Annotated in this window: 17 protein-coding genes; 5 read left to right on the plus strand and 12 right to left on the minus strand. The window is 68.5% G+C overall.

What is annotated here, in order from left to right; translation table 11 throughout:
- Window positions 1–2 precede the first annotated feature (2 nt).
- Entirely contained in the window at window positions 3–2579 is a 2577-nt protein-coding gene (glgP, locus tag LSF15_RS04845) for an alpha-glucan family phosphorylase (RefSeq protein WP_232497383.1), read from the minus strand.
- Between the two features lie 215 nt (window positions 2580–2794).
- Here glgP and LSF15_RS04850 point away from each other — a divergent pair, with 215 nt between their 5' ends.
- The 3 genes from LSF15_RS04850 (at window position 2795) to glgB (ending at window position 8795) form a co-directional block, all read left to right on the plus strand.
- Window positions 2795–3949: a Fic family protein gene (locus LSF15_RS04850; RefSeq protein WP_232497384.1), complete on the plus strand. Its 1155-nt coding sequence runs from the start codon at window positions 2795–2797 to the stop codon at window positions 3947–3949.
- A gap of 555 nt (window positions 3950–4504) precedes the next feature.
- A complete protein-coding gene (locus LSF15_RS04855; protein WP_372459907.1) occupies window positions 4505–6604 on the plus strand; it encodes an alpha-1,4-glucan--maltose-1-phosphate maltosyltransferase in 2100 nt (699 codons plus the stop codon).
- Window positions 6597–8795, plus strand: coding sequence for a 1,4-alpha-glucan branching protein GlgB (glgB, locus tag LSF15_RS04860; RefSeq protein ID WP_232497386.1), 2199 nt, complete (start codon window positions 6597–6599; stop codon window positions 8793–8795). The genes LSF15_RS04855 and glgB overlap by 8 nt, the downstream gene beginning before the upstream one ends.
- Window positions 8796–8873: 78 nt before the next feature.
- On the opposite strand, the gene LSF15_RS04865 is transcribed toward glgB, so the two are convergent.
- Both LSF15_RS04865 and LSF15_RS04870 read right to left on the minus strand, forming a co-directional pair.
- Window positions 8874–9839 (minus strand): tetratricopeptide repeat protein, encoded by a 966-nt coding sequence (locus tag LSF15_RS04865; protein ID WP_232497387.1) that lies wholly within the window; start codon window positions 9837–9839, stop codon window positions 8874–8876.
- Window positions 9836–11728: a DUF8094 domain-containing protein gene (locus LSF15_RS04870; RefSeq protein WP_232497388.1), complete on the minus strand. Its 1893-nt coding sequence runs from the start codon at window positions 11726–11728 to the stop codon at window positions 9836–9838. The genes LSF15_RS04865 and LSF15_RS04870 overlap by 4 nt, the downstream gene beginning before the upstream one ends.
- Window positions 11729–11912: 184 nt before the next feature.
- Here LSF15_RS04870 and LSF15_RS04875 point away from each other — a divergent pair, with 184 nt between their 5' ends.
- Both LSF15_RS04875 and LSF15_RS04880 read left to right on the plus strand, forming a co-directional pair.
- Window positions 11913–13529 carry a DivIVA domain-containing protein gene (locus tag LSF15_RS04875; protein ID WP_232497389.1) on the plus strand — a complete coding sequence of 539 codons (1617 nt, stop codon included), beginning with the start codon at window positions 11913–11915 and terminating at the stop codon, window positions 13527–13529.
- A gap of 26 nt (window positions 13530–13555) precedes the next feature.
- Window positions 13556–14620, plus strand: a complete 1065-nt coding sequence (locus LSF15_RS04880) for an AI-2E family transporter (RefSeq protein ID WP_232497390.1) — start codon at window positions 13556–13558, stop codon at window positions 14618–14620.
- 9 nt (window positions 14621–14629) lie between these two features.
- On the opposite strand, the gene LSF15_RS04885 is transcribed toward LSF15_RS04880, so the two are convergent.
- The 9 genes from LSF15_RS04885 to rpsB all read right to left on the minus strand — a co-directional run bounded on the left by LSF15_RS04885 (window position 14630) and on the right by rpsB (window position 21395).
- Complete coding sequence (locus LSF15_RS04885; RefSeq protein ID WP_232497391.1) at window positions 14630–15382, minus strand: alpha/beta hydrolase; 753 nt, start codon at window positions 15380–15382, stop codon at window positions 14630–14632.
- A complete protein-coding gene (locus LSF15_RS04890) occupies window positions 15379–15687 on the minus strand; it encodes an Rv1322 family protein (protein WP_232497392.1) in 309 nt (102 codons plus the stop codon). Before LSF15_RS04890 ends, LSF15_RS04885 begins: the two co-directional genes overlap by 4 nt.
- Window positions 15688–15758: 71 nt before the next feature.
- Complete coding sequence (locus tag LSF15_RS19175) at window positions 15759–16322, minus strand: aggregation-promoting factor C-terminal-like domain-containing protein (RefSeq protein WP_232497393.1); 564 nt, start codon at window positions 16320–16322, stop codon at window positions 15759–15761.
- Window positions 16323–16478: 156 nt separating this feature from the next.
- Entirely contained in the window at window positions 16479–17033 is a 555-nt protein-coding gene (locus LSF15_RS04900) for a DivIVA domain-containing protein (RefSeq protein ID WP_232497394.1), read from the minus strand.
- Window positions 17034–17053: 20 nt separating this feature from the next.
- A complete protein-coding gene (locus tag LSF15_RS04905; RefSeq protein ID WP_232497395.1) occupies window positions 17054–17959 on the minus strand; it encodes a phosphatidate cytidylyltransferase in 906 nt (301 codons plus the stop codon).
- Between the two features lie 87 nt (window positions 17960–18046).
- On the minus strand, window positions 18047–18601 hold the full coding sequence (gene frr, locus LSF15_RS04910; RefSeq protein ID WP_232497396.1) for a ribosome recycling factor: 555 nt from the start codon (window positions 18599–18601) through the stop codon (window positions 18047–18049).
- A gap of 52 nt (window positions 18602–18653) precedes the next feature.
- Window positions 18654–19364, minus strand: coding sequence for a UMP kinase (pyrH, locus tag LSF15_RS04915; RefSeq protein WP_232497397.1), 711 nt, complete (start codon window positions 19362–19364; stop codon window positions 18654–18656).
- 171 nt (window positions 19365–19535) lie between these two features.
- Window positions 19536–20366, minus strand: coding sequence for a translation elongation factor Ts (gene tsf / locus LSF15_RS04920; RefSeq protein WP_232497398.1), 831 nt, complete (start codon window positions 20364–20366; stop codon window positions 19536–19538).
- 27 nt (window positions 20367–20393) lie between these two features.
- Window positions 20394–21395, minus strand: coding sequence for a 30S ribosomal protein S2 (gene rpsB / locus LSF15_RS04925; protein WP_232497399.1), 1002 nt, complete (start codon window positions 21393–21395; stop codon window positions 20394–20396).
- Window positions 21396–21558: the final 163 nt, after the last annotated feature.

Below are 21558 nucleotides of genomic sequence, written 5' to 3' on the forward strand. Positions count from 1 at the left end.
GCTTACGTTGCGACGGCGACGAGGCCGAGTTCGGCGGTCGACAGGAGCAGCGGATGCCGCGGCACCGCCCGCACCGTGTAGCCGAACGCGCCCGCCCGATCGAGGGTGACGGTGCCCGTGTAGAGGCGGGGTCCCGACGAGGCGGCCGCGGACGCGGCATCCGTCACCGGTGCCGGCGCGAGCGACGCACGCCGCACCGCGTCGATGGTGTCGTCGGCACGGCTGCGGCCGTAGACGACCTCGACGGTGACGTCGTCGGCGGAGAGCCCGTCGAGCTCGACGTAGGCGCGCAGCTGCAACTGGTCGCCGACGTGCGGGCTGTCGACGCCACCGGACTCGACGTGCGTGACCTGCACGTTGGGCCACGAGCCGCGCACCCGCGCCGCCCATGCGGCGAGGTCTCGGGCGCTGCGGGCGTCGTCGGCGATCATCACGGCCGCGTGCTCGGCGGCAGGCCGGTAGAGCTCCTCGACGTACTGGCGCACCATGCGATCGGCGCCGAGTTCGGGGGCGAGCGTTGCAAGGGTCTGCCGCACGCGGCGCACCCACTCGACCGGAACGCCGTCGCCGTCGCGCTCGTAGTAACGCGTGGCCACGTGGTGCTCGAGCAGCTCGTAGAGCGCCGCCGCTTCGAGCGCGTCGCGTTCGCCGGCGTCGCCGGCGGCATCGGCCGAAGGGATCACCCAGCCGTAGTCGTCACCCGCGAACTCCGCCCACCAGCCATCGAGGATCGACAGGTTGAGCGCGCCGTTCATCGCGGCCTTCATGCCCGAGGTGCCGCATGCCTCGAGCGGGCGCAGCGGGTTGTTGAGCCAGACGTCGCAGCCGGGGTAGAGCACCTGCGCCATGCCGATGTCGTAGTCGGGGAGGAAGACGATGCGGTCGCGCAGCTCGGGCTGCTGTGCGAACTGCACGAGCTGCTGGATGAGCCGCTTGCCCTCGTCGTCGGCCGGATGCGACTTGCCGGCGATCACGAACTGCACGGGCCGCTCGGGGTTGGTGAGGATCGACCTGAGTCGCTCGGGGTCCTGCAGCATGAGGGTGAGCCGCTTGTACGTCGGCACACGGCGGGCGAACCCGACGGTGAGGGTGTCGGGGTCGAGCACCTTCGAGATCCACTTCGGAGCCGCGGAGCCCGAGTGCTGCTCGCTCCACGCCGCCGCGAGGCGTCCGCGGGCGTCTTCGACGAGCTGCAGGCGCATACGGCGCTTGACGTTCCAGAACTCGGCGTCGCTGAGCGCGTCGCTGCGCCAGTCGGCGTGCTCGGTGTCGCCCGTTCCGAGGGTCGACTCGGCGACGCCGAGCAGGGCCGGGTCGGTCCAGGTGGGTGCGTGCACGCCGTTCGTGATCGAGGTGATCGGCACGTCGTCGGCGTCGAAGCCTGGCCACAGGTCGCCGAACATGCGGCGACTGACCTGGCCGTGCAGCTTCGAGACGCCGTTGGCGTGCTGCGCGAGCCGCAGGCCCATGACCGCCATGTTGAATGCACTCGTCGCCGGGTCGGCGCCGGGCTCGACACCGAGGGCGAGCGCATCGGCCGGCTCGACGCCGGGGAGCAGAGAACTCGTCAGGTACCGCTCGACGAGCCCGCGGTCGAACCGGTCGATGCCCGCCGGCACGGGCGTATGCGTCGTGAACACGGTGCCGGCGCGCACGAGCTGCAGCGCCTCGGCGAACGTGAGCCCCTCGCCGATGTACGTCGCGATGCGCTCGAGGCCGAGGAACCCGGCGTGCCCCTCGTTCATGTGGAATACGTCGGGCGCGGGCGTGCCGCTGAGCGAGGTGAACGACCGCACCGCGCGGGCGCCACCGATGCCGAGCAGCAACTCCTGCAGCAGCCGGTGCTCACCGCCGCCACCGTAGAGCCGGTCGGTCACCGTACGCAGCTCATCGGTGTTCGTGGGGATGTCGGTGTCGAGCATCAGCAGCGTGATGCGCCCGATCGAGGCCTTCCAGACGCGGGCGTGCAGGCTCGCGCCGTCGGGCAGCGCGAGCGTGATCTGCACGGGCGAGCCGTCGGGATCGCGCAGCACCGACAACGGCAGGCCATCGGGGTCGAGCACGGGGTATCGCTCCTGCTGCCAGCCGTCGGGCGAGATCGACTGCGAGAAGTACCCCGACTTGTAGAAGAGCCCGACGCCGATGAGGGGAACCCCCAGATCGGATGCCGCTTTCAGGTGATCGCCCGCGAGGATGCCGAGGCCGCCCGAATACTGCGGCAGCGCCTCGGTGATGCCGAACTCGGGCGAGAAGTACGCGATCGTGGCCGGCACCCGGGCACCGAGCGACTGGAACCACCGCGGCTCGGACAAGTACTCGCGCAACCCCGCCCGCTCGCGCTCGGCCCACTCGAGGTAGCCGCCGTCGGCTGCGAGCTCACCGAGTCGTGCCGGATCGACCTCGCCGAGGAACGCGACCGGGTCGCGCTCGCAGGTGCGCCACAGCACGGGGTCGATGTGCTCGAACAGGCGCCGGGTCGGCTCATGCCAGGACCAGCGCAGGTTGCCGGCGAGCTCCTCGAGCGCGCTCAGGGAGCCGGGAACGACGGCGCGAACAGTGAACTTGCGGATCGGCTTCACGGGGTCAACCCTATGGGCGGTGCATGACGAATGTGTGAACGGGGGGTCAGCAAGATATCGCGCGACAGCCAAGTCCTCAAGGAGGCGTTGGACAAGTTTTCACCAACGAGACGACAAATACTTCGGATATGCCCTGGGTGTTAGGCCCTGTCTTTTCAGCACTCAATCAGGCAGAATCACAAATAGTCAATCGTCTGCCGACAATTAGGATCCGTGTGATCGACAAGAAGTACGTGCTCCCACCCGTCGATTTCGGGTCGGCACTCGTGCGCGACGCGTTCGCGATCGAACGACTTCGCGGCGACCTCGGCACTGGCACCACGCCCGTCGAGACGCTCGTCGAATTGCACGCGTTGTTCCGAGTCGTCATGAGCGTGATCTCGGCTCGCATCGAAGGCAATCACACGACCGTATACGACGCGCTGAGCCAACTCGGCCCGGTCGATGCCGGCGAGGAGTCGCCCACCGACTCCCTTCACGAAATCATGAACATCCTCGATGGCATCGACTTCATCGACTCGATCGACGCTGCCCAGCCGATCACCCACGTGCTGATTCGCGAGTTGCATCGCATCGCTGTGAGCGACCTGTCCCGCGAGGGAGATCGCACCCCGGGCGAGTACCGATCGAACGAGGTCTCGATCAGCGACTCAGCCCACGCCCCGCCGTCGCACGTGTACGTGCACGCAGAGATGTCAGCACTGCTCGACTTCGCGAATCGCGAGATGCCGACCCACGAGCAGATGATCCACGTCGCAATCGCCCACCACCGCTTCGTCTGGATCCATCCGTTCACGAATGGCAATGGGCGCGTCTCGCGGCTCTTCACATATGCGATGCTCCGCAGAAACGGCTTCGATTCAATTCCCGGCTACCGCGCCGTCAACCCGACCGCGGTGTTCGGCAATGACCGCGACGGCTACTACGCGGCGCTCGAAGCTGCTGACGACCTGTCAGGCACCGGCACGCTCGCCTGGTGCGAGTTCTTCGTGCACGGATTGCGTCAAGACCTCGAACGTCTCGTGCGCATGCAGGACTTCGACTTCGTGACTCGAGAGCTGCTCAGCCCTGCGATCGATGCACTTCGCGCGAGCGGCGGCCTCACGCTCGAAGAAGCATCCGCACTGCAGATCGCCGCGGTCACCGGTGTGGTGAAGGCCGCTGACTTGGCACCCGCGCTGCCCGGCACGCCGTCACAGCGTTCAGTCGCAATCCGCGGCCTACTCGGCCGCGGCCTGCTCACGGCCGATGAACGCGGTCCCCGCTTCTACCGAACGGCGCTCTCGCGGGGACCGCTCGCCCCGTTCATCGTGCGGCGGCTTGACGCCCTCGGTTACCTGCCGCGAATGCTCGAACACGATGGCGAGTGAGCGCGCGAACGACGAATCGAGTGGCACGAGAACGGAGCCGCCCTCACCCATCCGACTGCCGAAGTCCTCACCGGACATGACTACCGGCCGTTCGCCTGCCGCGCGCTACCGCTTCGACAAGCACCTCGCCGCTCTTCGAGTCAACGAGCGGAAGCTCTGGATACAAGCCACCCGCCGTGGTGTATCCCTGCTTTGATTCGCGAATCGCCTTGACCAAGAAGGCGAATACAAGCGCTATCACTGCAACAAAGTTCAGACACGCCAACAGCATCAACATGGCGAGCCAAACCGGTACTGTGTTGGCGGTTGCACCCGACGCGAGATACGCGACACCACTGGCAACCGTCAACAAGGTCAAGGTCGCCGAAAGTGGCCACAGCGGCCCGCTCCACTGCCGCGCCGAAGGACCTCGTAGTATGCGCATCGTTCTCCCGGCAACCGAACTCACCCATGCCTGTCTCAGGTACCGGCTCGTATCAACTGTAGAGCTATCGTGAGCGCTTACCCCCAATTCGGAGGGTACAGACCACGCGAGACTCACCGGGCGGAATCTCGATGAGCTTCGCCGCCCGAGTGACATATCGCCACCGGTTTCGACAGGCTCAACGCGCACAAACGCGCTACGGTCGAACCGTGACGACCGCCCCTGTGCTCGCCGGCCGCATCCCCGTGACGCGGCTCACCCCAGCCCTGCCCGATGCCCGCTGGCGCCCCAAAGCGTTCGAGGGCGAGGTCGTGCCGTTCCGGGCGACCGTGTTCCGCGAGGGGCACGACCAGGTGGGCGCGATGCTCGTGATCATGAGCCCCTCGGGCGTCGAGCGTCGCGAGCGCATGGCGCCGATGGCACCCGGCACCGACCGGTGGGAGGCGAAGGTGCTGCTCGACGAGGTCGGCGAGTGGCGCTGGCACGTCACGGGCTTCGACGACGAGATCGCCACGTGGCGGCACGACGCCGCGCTCAAGGTCGACGCGGGCGTCGACGTCGAGCTCATGTACGAGATCGGTGCGCGGCTCATCGATCGCGCGGTCGCGGAGAAGACGCGCGCCCGCGCGACGCGCACGAAGCTGACCGCGCTGGCGGCGGCGCTGCGCGACCCAGCGACATCCGCCGCCGAACGCCGTGCCCTCGTCGACCACCCGCTGCTCGCCGAGTTCGTCGGCGACCCGCTCACCCGCCTCACGACCGCCTCCCCCGAGCACACGATCCTCGTCGAGCGCCGTCGCGCCGGTGTCGGTTCGTGGTACGAGTTCTTCCCCCGCTCCGAGGGCGCGAAGCAGTTCAAAGACGGCCGATGGAAGAGCGGCACCTTCCGCACGGCGATGCGCCGCCTCGACGGTGTCGCCGCGATGGGCTTCGACGTCGTGTACCTGCCCCCGATCCACCCGATCGGCGTCACCAACCGCAAGGGCCCGAACAACACGCTGAACCCCGGCCCGAACGATCCCGGCTCGCCGTGGGCGATCGGGGGTGCGACGCGCGACGGCAGCGCCGGCGGCCACGACGCGGTACATCCCGACCTCGGCACGCTCGCCGACTTCCGCGCGTTCGTGCGCCGCGCGAACGCGCTCGGCATCGAGGTCGCCCTCGACCTGGCGCTGCAGGCCGCGCCCGACCACCCGTGGGTCGCCGAGCACCCGGCTTGGTTCACGCAGCTGCCCGACGGCACCATCCGCTACGCCGAGAACCCGCCGAAGAAGTACCAGGACATCTATCCGGTGAACTTCGACGACGACCCCGAGGGCATCCTCGCCGAGGTCCTGCGCATCGTCCGCCACTGGATGAAGCAGGGCGTGCGCATCTTCCGCGTCGACAATCCGCACACGAAACCGCTGTGGTTCTGGGAGCGGCTGATCGCGACGATCAATGCGGATGACCCGGGCGTGGTGTTCCTCGCCGAGGCGTTCACGCGACCCGCCATGATGCAGGCGCTCGCGATGGTCGGGTTCCAGCAGTCGTATTCGTATTTCACGTGGCGCAACACGAAGGAGGAGCTCGAGGAGTTCCTGACGTCGGTCTCGCAGGACACCGCCGACTTCATGCGGCCGAACCTGTTCGTGAACACCCCCGACATCCTGACGGAGTACCTGCAGTTCGGCGGGCCGGCGGCATTCACGGTGCGCGCGACGATCGCCGCGACGGCGGCACCGCTCTGGGGCGTGTACGCGGGCTTCGAGCTGTTCGAATCGGTCGCGCGGCCCGGCGCCGAAGAGGCCATCGACAACGAGAAGTACGAGTACAAGCCCCGCGACTTCGACGCGGCCGAGGCCGAGGGCCGATCGCTCGCGCTGTACCTCGGCATCCTGAACCGCATCCGGTCCGACCACCCGGCGCTCGGTCAGCTCCGCAACATCCGGTTCCATCACAGTGAGGACGACTCGGTACTGGTGTACTCGAAGCATCTCGAGGGCCGCTTCACCCCGACCGGCGTCGACGACACCATCATCGTCGTCGCGAACGTCGACCCGCACTCGGTGCGCGAGACGACGGTGCACCTCGACCTCGCCGAGATCGGGCTCGAGCCCGGCGCGCGCTTCGAGGTCGAAGACCTCGTCACCGGTACGGTCTGGGAGTGGGGTGCGTCGAACTACGTGCGGCTCGACGCGTTCACCCGCCCCGCGCACATCCTGCACGTGAGAAGGGGCCCGCATGCCTGAACCAGTCGCCGCACCCGTCATCGCCGACGAGGTGCTCGCCGCGGTCGCCGAGGGCCGTCACTCGGATCCGCACTCGGTGCTGGGGCAGCACGGCTTCGACCTCGCGCAGGAGCGCGGCCCGTTCACCGTGATCCGCACACGACGCCCCCTCGCCGACTCCGTCGAGGCGGTGCTGGCCGACGGCACGCCCGTGCCGCTCGAGCACGTCGGGCACGGCGTGTGGGCCGGGGCGGGAGCCTTCGGACCGACCGACTACCGCGTCATCGCCCACTACAACGGCGACACCGAGTGGTCGGCCGACGACCCCTATCGTTTCGCCCCGACGATCGGCGAACTCGACCTGCACCTCATCGGCGAGGGCCGCCACGAAGAACTCTGGAAGAGCCTCGGTGCCCGCTATCGCGACCACTGGGGCGTCGCCGGGGCCGTGAGCGGCACCGCCTTCACCGTGTGGGCGCCGCACGCCCGGGCCGTGCGGGTCGTCGGCGAGTTCAACCGGTGGGACGGCGCCGGGCACGCGATGCGCAGCATGGGCTCATCAGGCGTGTGGGAACTGTTCGTGCCCGACCTCGAGCCCGGCACGATCTACAAGTTCGAGATCCTCACCGGCTCGGGCGCGTGGGTCATGAAGGCCGATCCCATGGCCCGCCAGGCCGAGATCGCCCCCGCGACCGCGTCGGTCGTGAGCGTAAGCTCCCACGAATGGCGCGACGGCGATTGGATGTCGCGGCGAGCCGCCACCAACCCGCACGAGCTGCCGATGTCGATCTACGAACTGCACCTCGGCTCGTGGCGACCCGGTAAGGGATATCGCGAGGTCGCCGACGAGCTCATCGAGTACCTCGACTGGCTGGGCTACACGCACGTCGAGTTCATGCCGCTGGCGGAGCATCCGTTCGGTGGTTCCTGGGGCTATCAGGTCACCGGGTACTTCGCCGCGACGAGCCGCTACGGCTCGCCCGACGACCTCAGGTACCTCATCGACCGGCTGCACCAGGCCGGCGTGGGGGTGCTCATGGACTGGGTGCCCGGGCACTTCCCGAAAGACGACTGGGCCCTCGCCCGCTTCGACGGCGAACCGCTCTACGAGCACGCCGACCCGCGGCGCGGTGAGCAGCTCGACTGGGGCACCTACGTGTTCGACTACGGCAACCCCCGGGTGCGCAACTTCCTCGTCGCGAACGCGTTGTTCTGGCTCGAGGAGTTCCACGTCGACGGGCTGCGTGTCGACGCGGTCGCCTCGATGCTCTACCTCGACTACTCGCGCGAAGAGGGACAGTGGGAGCCGAACATCTACGGCGGGCGCGAGAACCTCGAGGCCATCGGCTTCCTGCAGGAGGTCAGCGCCACCGCCTACAAGCGCAACCCGGGCATCGTCATGATCGCCGAGGAGTCGACATCATGGCCCGGCGTGACCGCGCCGACGAGCTCGGGCGGGCTCGGGTTCGGTTACAAGTGGAACATGGGCTGGATGCACGACACCCTGCAGTACATCTCGAAAGACCCGATGTACCGCTCGCACCACCACAACGACCTCACGTTCTCGTTCCTCTACGCGTTCAGCGAGCACTTCGTGCTGCCGATCAGCCACGACGAGGTCGTGCACGGCAAGGGCTCGCTCATCCGCAAGATGCCCGGCGACCACTGGCAGCAGCTCGCGAACGTGCGTGCCTACCTGTCGTACATGTGGGCGCACCCGGGCAAGCAACTGCTGTTCATGGGCCAGGAGTTCGGGCAGCTGTCCGAGTGGAGCGAGGAGCGCGGCCTCGATTGGTGGATCCTCGACCAGCCGACGCACAAGCAACTCGCCGAGTTCGTCGGCGCGCTCAACCGCGGCTATCGATCGCTGCCGCAGCTGTGGCAGCTCGACGACGACTCAGCCGGCTTCGAGTGGGTCGAGGGCGGCGCGGCGTCCGAGAACATCATCGCGTTCCTGCGCTACGACCGCGAACGGCGCCCGTTGCTGTGCATCGTGAACTTCGCCGGGCGCCCGCACGACGGCTTCCGCGTCGGCCTGCCGATCGCGGGGCGCTGGCGCGAGGTACTGAACTCCGACGCGACGGAGTTCGGCGGTTCGGGTGTCGGCAACCTCGGCGGCGTCGAGGTGACGGATGCCCCGTGGGCCGGGCGCCCCGCGTCGGGGGTGTTCACCCTGCCCCCGCTCGGGGCGGTCTGGTTCACGCTCGACTGAGTTCGCCGGTCGAGCAGGCGCGTCAGCGCCGCCGCGGTCGAGCAGGCGCCTCAGCGCCGAATCGAGACTGCGGAAACGTCAGTACAGCAGGCTCGCCAGCCGACGGCGGGCCGCCGCGACCCGCGGGTCGTCGGTGCCGACGACCTCGAACATCTCGACGATGCGCTCGCGCACGAGTTTCTTGTCGTCGGCGTCGAGCGTCGAGAACAGGTTCAGCAGACGATCGAAGGCGTCGTCGATGTGCCCGCCCGAGAGGTCGAGGTCGGCCACGTCGAGCTGAGCGTCGAGGTCGTCGGGTGCGGATGCCGCAGCCGAACGGATCTCGTCGAGCGTCTTGCCCTTGAGCCGGCCGAGCAGGTTCACCTGTGCGAGCCCGGCGGTCGCGAGCGAGTCGCGAGGGTCTTGGGCGATCGCGGTGCGATAGGCGGATGCCGCGGCGTCGTAGTCGCCCCGCTCGATGGCGTCGTACGCCTCTTGATGCAGCGGAGGCAGCGGCGGCTCGACCGGCTCCGCGCTCGCGCCCTCAGTGCCGCCGGCCGCGCCGGCCTCGCCGGCCTCGATGCGACCGGTGACCCCGTGCTGTGCGGCGAGTTCGAGCAGCTGGTCGAACACCTGGCCGATCACGTCGTCGGGCTGCACACCGGCGAAGAGCGGTACCGGCTGCCCTGCGACGAGCGCCACGACGGTCGGGATCGACTGCGCCTGGAGGGCCTGCACGAGTTGCGGGCTGCGATCGGAGTCGACCGCAGCGAGCACGAGTCGGCCGTCGCGGGCGCGCACGAGCCGCTCGAGCGAACCGAGCAGGACCTTCGACGGTTCGCTCCACGACGCCCAGAGCGCGACGACGACGGGAACCGTGCGTGAAAGCTCGAGCGTGTGCCCGAAGGCCGCATCATCGGTCTCGAAGACGACCTGATCGCCCGGCACCGATGTGGAGTGCGCGCCGTGCTCGGGCGCAGCCCCCTGCTGCTGCCGCTGGACGAGGGCCGACAGGTCGACCGCGCCACGAAGGCCTGCGCCCGAGGGCGGAATCTCGTTCGTCATGGGACCTCCGATGCTGCGACGAGGCTCTCGGACCAGCCGAGCAGCCGGATCTGCTGGTTCTCGTCGCCGGTGCCGACACCGGGCACGTAGAACAGCAACTGGATGCCGATCTCGCGCTGCACGCCCTTGGCGCTCTTCTCGGTGAAGCCCGAGAGTGCAGCACCCGGTGCGCCCGACTCGAATCCGATGGTACCGCCGTCGTTCGGCACGACCTTCTCGGTCTGGTTGATCGAGACGGTCACGAGCGCGCCCGCGTCGTTCGTGGCCAGCGCGACTGTGGGGCTGTCGCCGACAGCGTTCGAGAACGTCGCGTCAGCCGTGGCCGGCAGACCGTCGTTGATCGCCTGCTGCCCGGTGACGCCGAGCTGCTCGCGCAGAAGGTCGCCCTCGGGATCGAACGCAGCTGCGAACTCCGACTCGTCGCCCTTGAGCAGCACATCGGCGTAGGCCGCGGCGACCTGCCCGGTCGGCATGACGAGGCCCTTGAACTCGGGTGAGATCGGGGCGGCGCCGATCGAGGCGGGCGCGACCTCGGGCACGTCGGCCTCAGGCGCCAACGCCATCGAGTAGAGCACGTGGTAGTTCTCGCGCGGCGACTCCTGCACGAGCACGAGCGCCGTGGGAGCGATCGTCGGGTCGTCGGCGTTCTTCGCGATCGTGAGTACCGTGCGCGGCCAGCCCGAAACCTGCTGCGGCAGGGTCAGGGTGAGGGGCGAAGCCGGGATCGCCGGCGGTGCGGGGTGATCGGGCAGATTTCCGCGAATGGTGTAGTTCGCGGCGCGGGCTTCGAGCGCCGGGCCGGTGAACCGCTCTGCGGCGAGGGTCGCATCGCGAGCCTCGTCGACCTCGCCCGTGAACACGGCCAGGCGGCGCATGATGCGCTCCATCTGCGGGACGCTGACCGCCGGCTGGACCGTGGGCTCGTCGGGTTCGACGGTCTCGGTCGGCTCACCCGACGCCGGCGGCGTCGCAGGGGCCGAGGTCGCGGGGGCGTCTGCCTGGTCGAAGCTCGGCCAGTAGTCGGCCGAACAGGCGCTCAGGGCGATCGCGGGGACGAGGAACACGGGCACGAGCGCGATGCGCTTCGCACGACCGATCGCGCGCCTGCCACCGGCGACCTGATTGCGCCGCGGCGGCTTCGGCGCGCTGGGCAGCTTGCCGCGCGGCCCCTTGGGCAGGTTGCGGCGAGGGCCCCGAGAGCGGCGATGGTGGACGAAGCCCGAGATCACGAGGCCGATTCCCACGAGGAACACGATGGCGCCGCCGGCCAGGAGCGGCCCGGCCATCGGAGTGGCATCGTCGACCGGCCAGTCGAGCTCGACGAGGGTGGGTGCCGGGCTGAGCCCGTCTGATGCGATCAGCACCGAGATGTCTTCGGGGACGTCGACGGTCGTCGTGAGCGTGCGCTCGGCAGTGAACTCGTCGAGCCAGAGGTCGGAGCCGATCGGCGACGCGGCGGCGAGGGCCTCGGGGTCGGGCGCCACATCTGCCTCTGGCGTCGGGGTCGGGGTCGGTGTCACGGTCGCCGGGGCGGGCTCGGTCGGCAGCGGGTCGTCGACGGGTGCGATCGTCACGACCTCGCTCGTGAGCTCACCGCGCTCGGCGTCGAAGGACACCGACTGGTAGGGGGTCTCACCGAGCCATGCCTCGACGTCGGCACTGCGCCCGTACGAGACGAACACCGTGTCGCTGCCCGACGCCGAGATGGTCTGCTTTCCGGGTTGCGCCGCGAGCGCCTCGGGTTCGACCACGATGAACGCGGTCTCCCCGCTGAACTCGGCCGACAACGCCGCACGATCGGGTTCGAGGAACACCGTGCGCTGGGCGATGCCGAGCCCGATCATCACTGCCGCAGCGATGAACGCCACGATTGCGAAGACGAAACGCACGAACTACCTCCAAAGGCCGCACCAGCGGCGCCGACAAAAGACATTCCACACTACCGGCGATGTCTGGGAGTCTCCTAACCACGGGCTGAGCATCCCGTGTCCGGGCATCCCGCCGATCCGCCGTACAATCGGACACATCCCGCACGAGCCCCCCACGAACGCGGGTCAGACCCCGGAGGAAGAATTGGCCGTCGAAGAGACCGAGTTCACGCAGGTGTTCCGCGGATACGACAAAGATGAGGTCGACAAGGCGCTCAACACCCTTCGTCGCGACATCATCAACGCGAACACGCAGTCCGCCGACAACGCGAAAGAGAACAAGCGGCTGCTCGCGCGCATCGAAGAGCTCACCGCCGAGCTCGAAGAGGTCGGCAGCCCCACGTTCTCCGGCCTCGGCACCAAGCTCGAGAACACCCTCCGCGTCGCCGAAGAGCAGTCGACGCGCCTCATCGCCCAGGCCGATATCGACGCCGAGAAGCTCCGCCGCGCCGCCGAAGACGAGGCGCACCTCATGCGCTCCGACGCGCACGAGCTCGCCGAGCGCACCCTCACCGAGACGCGCGCCCAGGCGAACCGGATGCTCGAGAACGCGCGCGCCGAGGCCGACGACATGGTGGCACGCGCACACGAGACGAGCGAGCAGCTCCGCCAGGACGCCGCTCGCGACGCCGCCGCGATCCGGGGATCCGTCACCACCGAGGCCGCTGAGCTGCGGTCGAGCGCGAAGCGCGAGTCGTCCGCCGCGGTCTCCGCAGCCGAGCGCAAGGCATCCGAGATCCTGACCGCCGCCAACACCGAGGCGAACGAAGCCCGGGCCACGGCGGCCGGCCTCGCGCAGGAAACCGAGCAGACTCGCGCCGAGGTCGCCATCGAGCTCGACCGTGCCCGCGCCGACCTCGCGCGCGAGACCGAGCAGGCGCGCATCGACCTCGCCTCCGAGACCGAGCAGGCGCGCCTCGACCTCGAGCGCGAGTCGGCCGAGTCGCGCTCGGCCATCGACGCCGAGATCACCGAGCGTCGCGCGGCGCTCGTGCACGAACTCGACCAGGCGCGCACCGACCTCGACCGCGAGCTCGAGGCGTCACGCGCCGAGCTCGTCGAGCAGCGTGAGCAGACCGCGGTCGACCTCGAGCGCGAGGCAGAGGCGGCCCGACTGAAGCTCCAGCACGAGCTCGAGCGCATTCGCGCCAAGCACGCCGCCGACCTCGACCAGATGCGCGCCGACCTGGCACTCGAGCAGGAGCAGGCCCGCGCCGACTTCGACGCCGAGGCCGAGCAGGCACGCATCGACCTCGACAACCAGCTCACCGCGCTGCGCAAGAAGACCACGCACGAGGTCAACCGGCAGCAACGCGAGATCGAGAAGGCCCGCCTCGACCTCGAGTCCGAGCTCACCTCCAAGCGCGACGAGGCCGAGCAGGAGCTGCTCGTGGCCCATCAGGACGCCGTCGCCCAGACCCAGACATTCCTCGCCGACGCCAACGCCGAACTCGCCGACGCGGTCGCCCGCACCGCCGAGAGCCGCGCCGAGGCCGACCGCCTCGAGTCCGAAGGCCGCGCCGAGATCGCCCAGGTTCGCGACCGGGCCGACGAAGAGGCACGCGAGCGCATCGCTGCGGCACACGACCAGGCGCGCAAGCTCATCGCCGACGCCGAAGAGCGCACTCGCGCCCTCGTGGCTGACGCCGAAGACCGCCTGTCGCAGATTAGGATCGAGCGCGACGCGGTCGCCGGCTACTTCGAGAGCCTGCGCGGCGTGCTCACGCAGGCTGAGCAGGTGGCGGCAGACACGAAGAAGTAGTCCGGCGAAGGGAGCGCGGCGGTTCCATGAAGATCCAGAACGCGTTCCGTATCGGGTTGCTCGGCACCCTCGGCGTGGGTGTCGGCCTGCTCATCATCACCTCGATCGCGAATCTCTCGACGATCATCACCTACATCGGTGCGGCACTGTTCCTGGCCCTCGGCCTCGACCCGGCGATCAGCTGGCTCGAGCGCCGAGGGCTTCCGCGTTGGGCCGCCATCGTCATCGTGATGACCGGAGTGGGTCTGCTCGTCGCTGCGCTCGTGCTCGCCGTCGCCCCGATCATCGTCGAGCAGGTCAGCCAGCTCGTCGAGGAGATCCCCCGCATCGTCGAGCGCGTCAACTCGCAGCAGTGGATCGACACGCTGAAGCAGCAGTTCCCGCAGATCCGGGTCGACGAGGTCATCGAGCAGGTCACCACGGGACTCACCGAGTTCGTCACCAATCCCGACAAGCTGAGCGAACTCGCCGGCGGGGTACTGCTGGTGGCCTTCGCGATCGGCAGCGGCATCTTCGCCGTCATCGTCGTGTTCATCCTGATGCTGTACTTCACGGCATCACTGAACGCGATGAAGCGGGCCACCTACCAGCTCGTGCCCGCATCGAAGCGCGAGCGCTTCGCCGACCTCACCGAGCAGATCACGCAATCGGTCGGGCGGTTCGTGCTCGGGCAGGCGTCGCTCGCCGCCGTGAACGGCGTGCTGAGCTTCATCTTCCTGTCGATCATCAACGCGCCGTTCCCAGCGGTGCTGGCGTTCATCGCGTTCCTGTTCTCACTCGTGCCACTGGTCGGCACATTGACCGGCTCGGTGATCATCGTGCTCGTGTGCCTGATCCCCGGACTCGGTTCACCACTCACCGCGTTCGTCGCCGCGATCTACTACATCATCTACATGCAGGTCGAGGCATACGTGCTGAGCCCGCGCATCATGAACCGTGCCGTGAAGATCCCGAGCGCCCTCGTCGTCATCGCCGCCCTCGCCGGCGGCGCACTCGGCGGCATCCTCGGCGCGCTCGTCGCCATTCCGGTGGCCGCTGCCGGACTGCTCATCATCAAGCAGGTCGTCATCCCCCGCCAGAACGAGCGCTGACGCTCCAGATCAGCCGGTCCGCGAATCGGATGTCGCGGGCCACACCGCAGGCAACGGCAGGGCCGCTGGATTCACCACGCCGACGATCTCGTCGAGCACGCGCTTCGTCTGCGATTCCCCGACCCACAGGTGCTTGCCACCGGCGACATCGATGCGGCGCAGCTTCGGGAGCCCGGCGAACCGCTCGGCGGCCTCTGCGGGCTTCAGGTAGTCGTCGTGTTCGGGAATGAGCGCCACGAGCGAGGGGCCCGCGCCGTGCCAGCGCGCGAGCTCCTGCTCGCTCGTGCGGTGCAGTGGGGGCGACAGCAGGATGGCGCCGTCGATGCCGTGGTCGAGCCCGTACTTCAGGGCGAGCTCGGTGCCGAACGACCACCCGACGAGCCACGGATGCGGCAGGGCGCGCGCCGTGACGAACGACATCGCCGCCGCGACATCCGCTCGCTCGTCGATGCCCTGCCCGAACGAGCCTTCGCTCGTGCCGCGTGGCGAGGTCGTGCCGCGTGTGTTGAACCGAAGCACCGCGAGGTCGGCGAGCGCCGGAAGGCGAGCGGCCGCCTTGCGGATGATATGCGAGTCCATGAAACCGCCAGCGGTCGGCAACGGATGCAGCGTCACGAGGGTGGCCACGGGCGGCCGGTCGACGGGCGTCGCCAGTTCGCCGACGAGGGTGAGCCCGTCGGAGGTGTGCAGCTCGATCTCTTCGCGGATCGCGGGGAGCTCGACGCTCGCCCTGATCTCGACTGGTTCGTTCGTGCCGCTCATCGTTCGCCGATCCTCCAACAGTGGATGTGCCAGTGCCGACGCGCCGCGAGGTCGGCGGCGTCACCCAGTACGCCGTCGGCGCGCCACGCCACGAGGTGGGCGACGCCCGGAGCGACATCGAGCCCGCACCCCGGGCACAGGTACGCCTTGACGGCCTGCGCCTCGGAGACGGGCTGCACGTTCCATTCGCGGCCCGACCGCACTTCGGTGCGACGCCAGCCCGACGTCAGCCGATCGACATCGAGTTCGGGATGCCCCTCACGTGCACGAGCTGCCCGACCCCGTGATCGGTTCGCGCGCGCCATGTCATCAGTCTACGGCGCGGGCGATGACCGGCCGGCCCAGCTCAGCTCAGCTCAGCTCAGCCCAGCTCAGCTCAATACCAGCCCACGGACTGGGAGTGCCCCCAGGCGCCGCAGGGCGTGCCGTAGCGGCCCGAGATGTACCCGAGCCCCCATTCGATCTGGGTGCCGGCATTCGTCTCCCAGTCGGCGCCCGCGGAGGCCATCTTCGAACCGGGGAGCGACTGCGGGATGCCGTAGGCGCCGCTCGAGGCGTTATAGGCGTTCACGCGCCAGCCCGACTCCTTGTTCCAGAGGGCGACGAGGCAATCGAACTCCGACGACGGCCATCCCCGGGCCGCGACCGCTCCGGCGGCGTAGGCCTGCGCGGATCCGGGGTCGGGTGTCACCGCCGGCGGTGCCCAGCCCGAACCGCTCGACGCCGGCTCGACCACCGGCTCGGGCTTCTCTTCGACGACGTAGTTCTCGGAGCCGCCGACGGCGATCTCGTAGTCGCCGCCGGCCGCGACCGACTGCGCAGCCTGGCCGCCGAAACGTTCGCCCTCGGCCGCGAAATCGGGTGAGGCCGTGGCGCCGCTGTAGGGATCGACGATGTTCACGAGCAGGAAGCTCGATGCGGCACAGAATGCGAACACCACCGTGACCGCCTGCTTGACCGCCCCGCGCGAACTCGATCGGGTAGACGACGGCGCCGACGGCCGCGCTCCCGCCGTCTCACCTGCGCCTGTATGCCTACCCACGATTCGTCGAGTGTATCGGACGCGTCGGGCACTGGGCGAACGCCTGCCGGCAGGTCACCGAACCGCCAACATGACGTCGACGACCGCATCGAGGACGAGGTCGACCTGCGCCTCGCGATAGCCCCCTCGCTGCGTGGAGAACACCACGGTTCGGACGTCATCGACCGAGATGGGCCATCCGTCGCGGAAGTACCGCGTGAGCTTGTCGGCGAAGCGATCGACCTCGCGCACGTTGTACCCGAGCACGACCGGATTCATGCGGTCGAAGCGCTGGGATTCGGGCCTGGCGAGCCGGTTCGACACGACCTGCGCCGTGGTGCGAGCCTCGCGCAGCCACGCCTCGTCGCCGTGCAGGCGAGAGGCGACCTGCCGCTCCTGCGCGGCGAACGCGTCTTCGAGGCGCTCGAGTGCCGCGTCGACGTGCGAGGTGGAGTATCCGCCCTTCTGCATGGCGAACGCCGTCAGCCGGATCTTCTCGGAAGTGAGCGGGGCGTCGCCGGCGATCGGGTTGCCGTCGTAGGCGCGCCGCGCGACCTCGAGGAACTCCTCTACCTGGGCGGTGTTGTAGCCGAGCCGCGGCTTGCGCGCGTGCGGGAAGATGGAGTCCACCGCACCATTATCACCGACGCTCACCCGAACACGAGGAAGGCGCCGTACGCGACCGCCGCGGACGGCAGGATCGAATCGAGCCGGTCGAGGAACCCACCGTGGCCCGGCAGCCACGAGCTCATGTCCTTGATGCCGATGTCGCGCTTGATGAGCGACTCGGCGAGGTCGCCGAGCGTGGCGCTCAGGAAGATCGCGGCGCCGAAGATGAGGCCGAACCACCAAGTGTTGCCGAGCATCAGCGTCGAGAGCAACACGCCGGCGAGCAGGCTCGCCCCGGCACCGCCGGCGAAGCCCTCCCACGTCTTCTTGGGGCTGATGATCGGCGCCATCTTGTGCTTGCCGAACATGAGGCCGAACGCATAGGCGCCGGTGTCGGCGGCGACCACGATCACGATGAAGGCGAGAGTCCACCACTGGCCGCCCTCAGCGGCCGTGAGGACGACGGTGAACGTCGCGAGCAACGTCACATAGCCCTGGACGAACGCGCTGGCCGTGAGATCGCGCAACAGTGCGCCTGCGCCGGTGCGGTGCGAGGGCACCGCCTGCTCGGCGAGCCGCCACAGCACCACGATCGCAATGCCGCCGAGCACGGCCAGCAACTGTCCGCCAGCACCCCCGTAGTACGCGAGCGGCACTGCCACGACCGCGACGACGGCGGACGGGATGCGCGGCACGTGATAGCCGCCCTTGCGCAGGGCCTGGGCGAGCTCGTAGCTCGTGAAGCCCACGAGGACGATCGCGAACAGCATGAACAGCTCTTTGATCACGAGCAGGCTCAGCAGCAGCACACCGCCGAACGCGAGCCCGATCAGGATCGCGACGATGAGGTTGCGCCCGGTGCGCGCCTCGATCTTCTGCTGCGCCTCGTCGAACTGCGCCTTGGACGCCTCGAACTGGCGCTCGATGTCTGCCCTGCGCGCGTGCACCTGGGCTTTGAAATCCTCACGCGCGGTTCGTTCGTGGCCCCCGGCGTCAGACTGATCCTCTTCTGGGACGCCCGACATGATCGTGCCTCAGACCTCGAGGAGTTCGGCTTCCTTGCGCTTGAGCGCGTCGTCGATCGCGTCGACGTTGGACTTGGTGATCTGCTCGAGCTCTTTCTCGGCGCGCGCGACCTCGTCGTCACCGACCTCGCCCTTGAGTGCGTCGAGGTCGTCCTTGGCCTTGCGGCGGATGTTGCGCACCGAGACCTTCGCGTCTTCGGCCTTCGTGCGCACGATCTTCACGTACTCCTTGCGACGCTCTTCGGTGAGCTCGGGCAGCGTGACACGGACGATGTTGCCGTCGTTCGACGGGTTGGCACCGAGGTTCGGGGTGTCGCGGATCGCCTGCTCGATGTCTTTCAGTGCGGCCTTGTCATAGGGCGTCACGACGAGCGTGCGCGCCTCTGGGTTCTGCAGCGATGCGAGCTGTGCGAGCGGCGTGGGCGTGCCGTAGTAGCTCACCATGATCTTCTGGAAGAGCTGGGGGTTCGCCCGCCCCGTGCGCACGGTGGCGAAGTCGTCTTTTGCGACCTCGACCGCCTTGTGCATGCGGGTTGTGGCATCGGAAAGTACATCCGCGATCACGGGAACTCCTTTACGGTTTGCTACTTCGGCCAGTCTAGTGGCGCGTCAGCCTTCAGTTCGTGACGAGCGTGCCGAGCTCGTCGCCCAGAATCGCGCGCGTGACGTTGCCGGCCGGCTCCATGCCGAACACCTGCATCGGCATGCCGTTGTCCATGCAGAGGCTGAACGCGGTGGAGTCGACGACCTTGAGGCCGCGCTGCAGCGCCTCTTGATAGCTGATGCGGTCGATCTTGTGCGCATCGGGGTTCGTACGCGGGTCGTCGGAGTAGACGCCGTCGACGCCGTTCTTCGCGACGAGCACGACGTTGGCGTCGATCTCGAGGGCGCGCTGGGCGGCAACCGTGTCGGTCGAGAAGTACGGCAGGCCGGCTCCGGCGCCGAAGATGACCACGCGGCCCTTCTCGAGGTGCCGCTCGGCGCGCCGCGGGATGTACGGCTCGGCGACCTGCGTCATCGAGATGGCCGACTGCACGCGGGTCTCGGCGCCCGCCTGCTCGAGGAAGTCCTGCAAGGCGAGCGAGTTCATGACGGTGCCGAGCATGCCCATGTAGTCGGCGCGACCGCGATCCATGCCGCGCTCGGAGAGCTCGGCGCCGCGGAAGAAGTTGCCGCCGCCGACGACGATGGCGACCTCGACCGTGCGGGCGGCGTCGGCGATCTCGCGCGCCATCGCGCTGACCACATCGGGGTTCACCCCGAGTGCTCCCCCACCGAATGCCTCTCCTGAGAGCTTCAGCATCACCCTGCGCTTGCGTTCCGTCATCGCCGACCCCGTTCTTCCAATGCCCGTGTCAAAACTAGTGGTTCACCCGGAATGGCGCAGCCGGTTCCGGATGTCTCGTGCCGAGCGTCGCGGCCGAAGCGCGGCTGCGACATCCGCGCACAGAAAAGGGAGTCCGGATCGCAGATGCGATCCGGACTCCCTCACGCCGACTTACGCGCCGACCTTGAAGCGAGCGAAGTCGCTCACCGTGAGGCCCGCGTCGGAGAGGACCTTGGCGACGGACAGCTTGTTGTCCTTCGCGTAGTCCTGCTCGAGCAGCGCGACCTGCTTGAAGTACGCACCGAGGCGACCCTCGATGATCTTCGGCAGGGCAGCCTCGGGCTTGCCCTCGTCGCGCGAGATCTGCTCGACGATCGCGCGCTCCTTGTCGACCGACTCGGCCGGCACGTCTTCGCGCGTGAGGTACTCGGGGTTCGCGAACGAGATGTGCTGCGCCACCGAGCGAGCGGTGTCTGCATCTGCGCCGGCGTAGCCGAGCACGACGCCGACCTGCGGGGGCAGGTCCTTCGACGTCTTGTGCAGGTAGATCGAGAACTGCTCGCCCTTGACGAGGCGGATGCGACGAAGCTCGACCTTCTCGCCGAGGATCGCCGCCTCTTCGTTGATCACGTCGGCGACGGTCTTGCCTGCGGCGGGAGCCGCGAGACCGGCTTCGACGGTCTCGGCACGCGCCGCTGCGACGTCGGCGAGCACCTGCTCGGCGAGCGCGACGAACTTGTCGCCCTTGGCGACGAAGTCGGTCTCGCACGCGAGTTCGATGAGGGTGGCGGTGCCGTCGCCGTTGTCGACGGCGGCGACGAGGCCCTCGGCGGTCGAGCGGTCGGCACGCTTGGCGTTGCCCTTCGCGCCCTTCAGGCGAAGCAGCTCGACGGCCTTCTCAAGGTCGCCGTCGGCCTCGACCAGTGCGTTCTTGGTGTCGACCATGCCGGTGCCGAGGCGCTCGCGCAGGGTCTTGACGTCTTCGAGAGTGAAGTTGGCCATAGTGTGACGTCTCCTGGACTCGTGGGCTTACTTGGACTCGGTGGCCGCGTCGTCGGCGACAGCCTCGGACTCGGCGGGAGCTGCCTCGGCCGCGGCCTCTTCGACGACCTCGGTTGCGGCCTCTTCGACGACCTCGGTGGCTGCCTCTTCGACGACCTCGGTGGCTGCCTCTTCGACGACCTCGGTGGCCTCGGCCGACGCCTCGACCTCAGCCTCGGCGACCTTCTCGGTCTCGGCCGACGACTGGGCGGGGGTGGTCTCGGCACCGGCCTGGAGGAGCTCCTGCTCCCACTCGGCGAGCGGCTCGACGGCCGAGACGTTGCCCTCGGCCTCGGGCTTCTGGTGACGCTCGATGAGGCCCTCGGCGGCGGCGTCGGCGATGATGCGGGTGAGCAGGCTCACCGAGCGGATCGCGTCGTCGTTACCTGGAATCGGGTACTGCACCTCGTCGGGGTCGCAGTTGGTGTCGAGGATGCCGATGACGGGGATGCCGAGCTTCTTGGCCTCGTCGATCGCGAGGTGCTCCTTCTTGGTGTCGACCACCCAGAGTGCCGACGGCGTCTTCGAAAGGTTGCGGATGCCGCCGAGCGACTTGTGCAGCTTGTCGAGCTCGCGCTTCTTGATGAGGAGCTCCTTCTTGGTGAAGCCGCTCGTGGTGCCCTCGAAGTCGAGCTCCTCGAGCTCCTTCATGCGCGCGAGGCGCTTGGAGACCGTCTGGAAGTTGGTGAGGAGGCCGCCGAGCCAACGCTGGTTGACGTAGGGCTGGCCGACGCGGGTCGCCTGCTCGGCGATCGACTCCTGGGCCTGCTTCTTGGTGCCGACGAAGAGGATGGTGCCGCCGTGGGCGACCGTCTCCTTGACGAAGTCGTACGCCTTGTCGATGTAGGCGAGCGACTGCTGCAGGTCGATGATGTAGATGCCGGAACGCTCGGTGAAGATGAAGCGCTTCATCTTCGGGTTCCAACGGCGGGTCTGGTGCCCGAAGTGCACGCCGCTGTCGAGCAGCTGGCGGATGGTGACGACGGCCATGAGCCGTACTCCTTTGTTCTCAGTTGTCGCTCGCGCCGGCGGCGCGGAGCCCTGGTGCCCGGCACGGCTCCGCCCTCTGCGAGGAGTGGGACTGAGTGGAGTCGGTGGCCGAATGGCACGCGTAGTCACCCCGGCAGGCCGAGGTGCTCCCGATACTCTACCA

It is taken from the genome of Agromyces humatus (assembly GCF_021228295.1).
In the GTDB taxonomy this organism is placed as follows: domain Bacteria; phylum Actinomycetota; class Actinomycetes; order Actinomycetales; family Microbacteriaceae; genus Agromyces; species Agromyces humatus.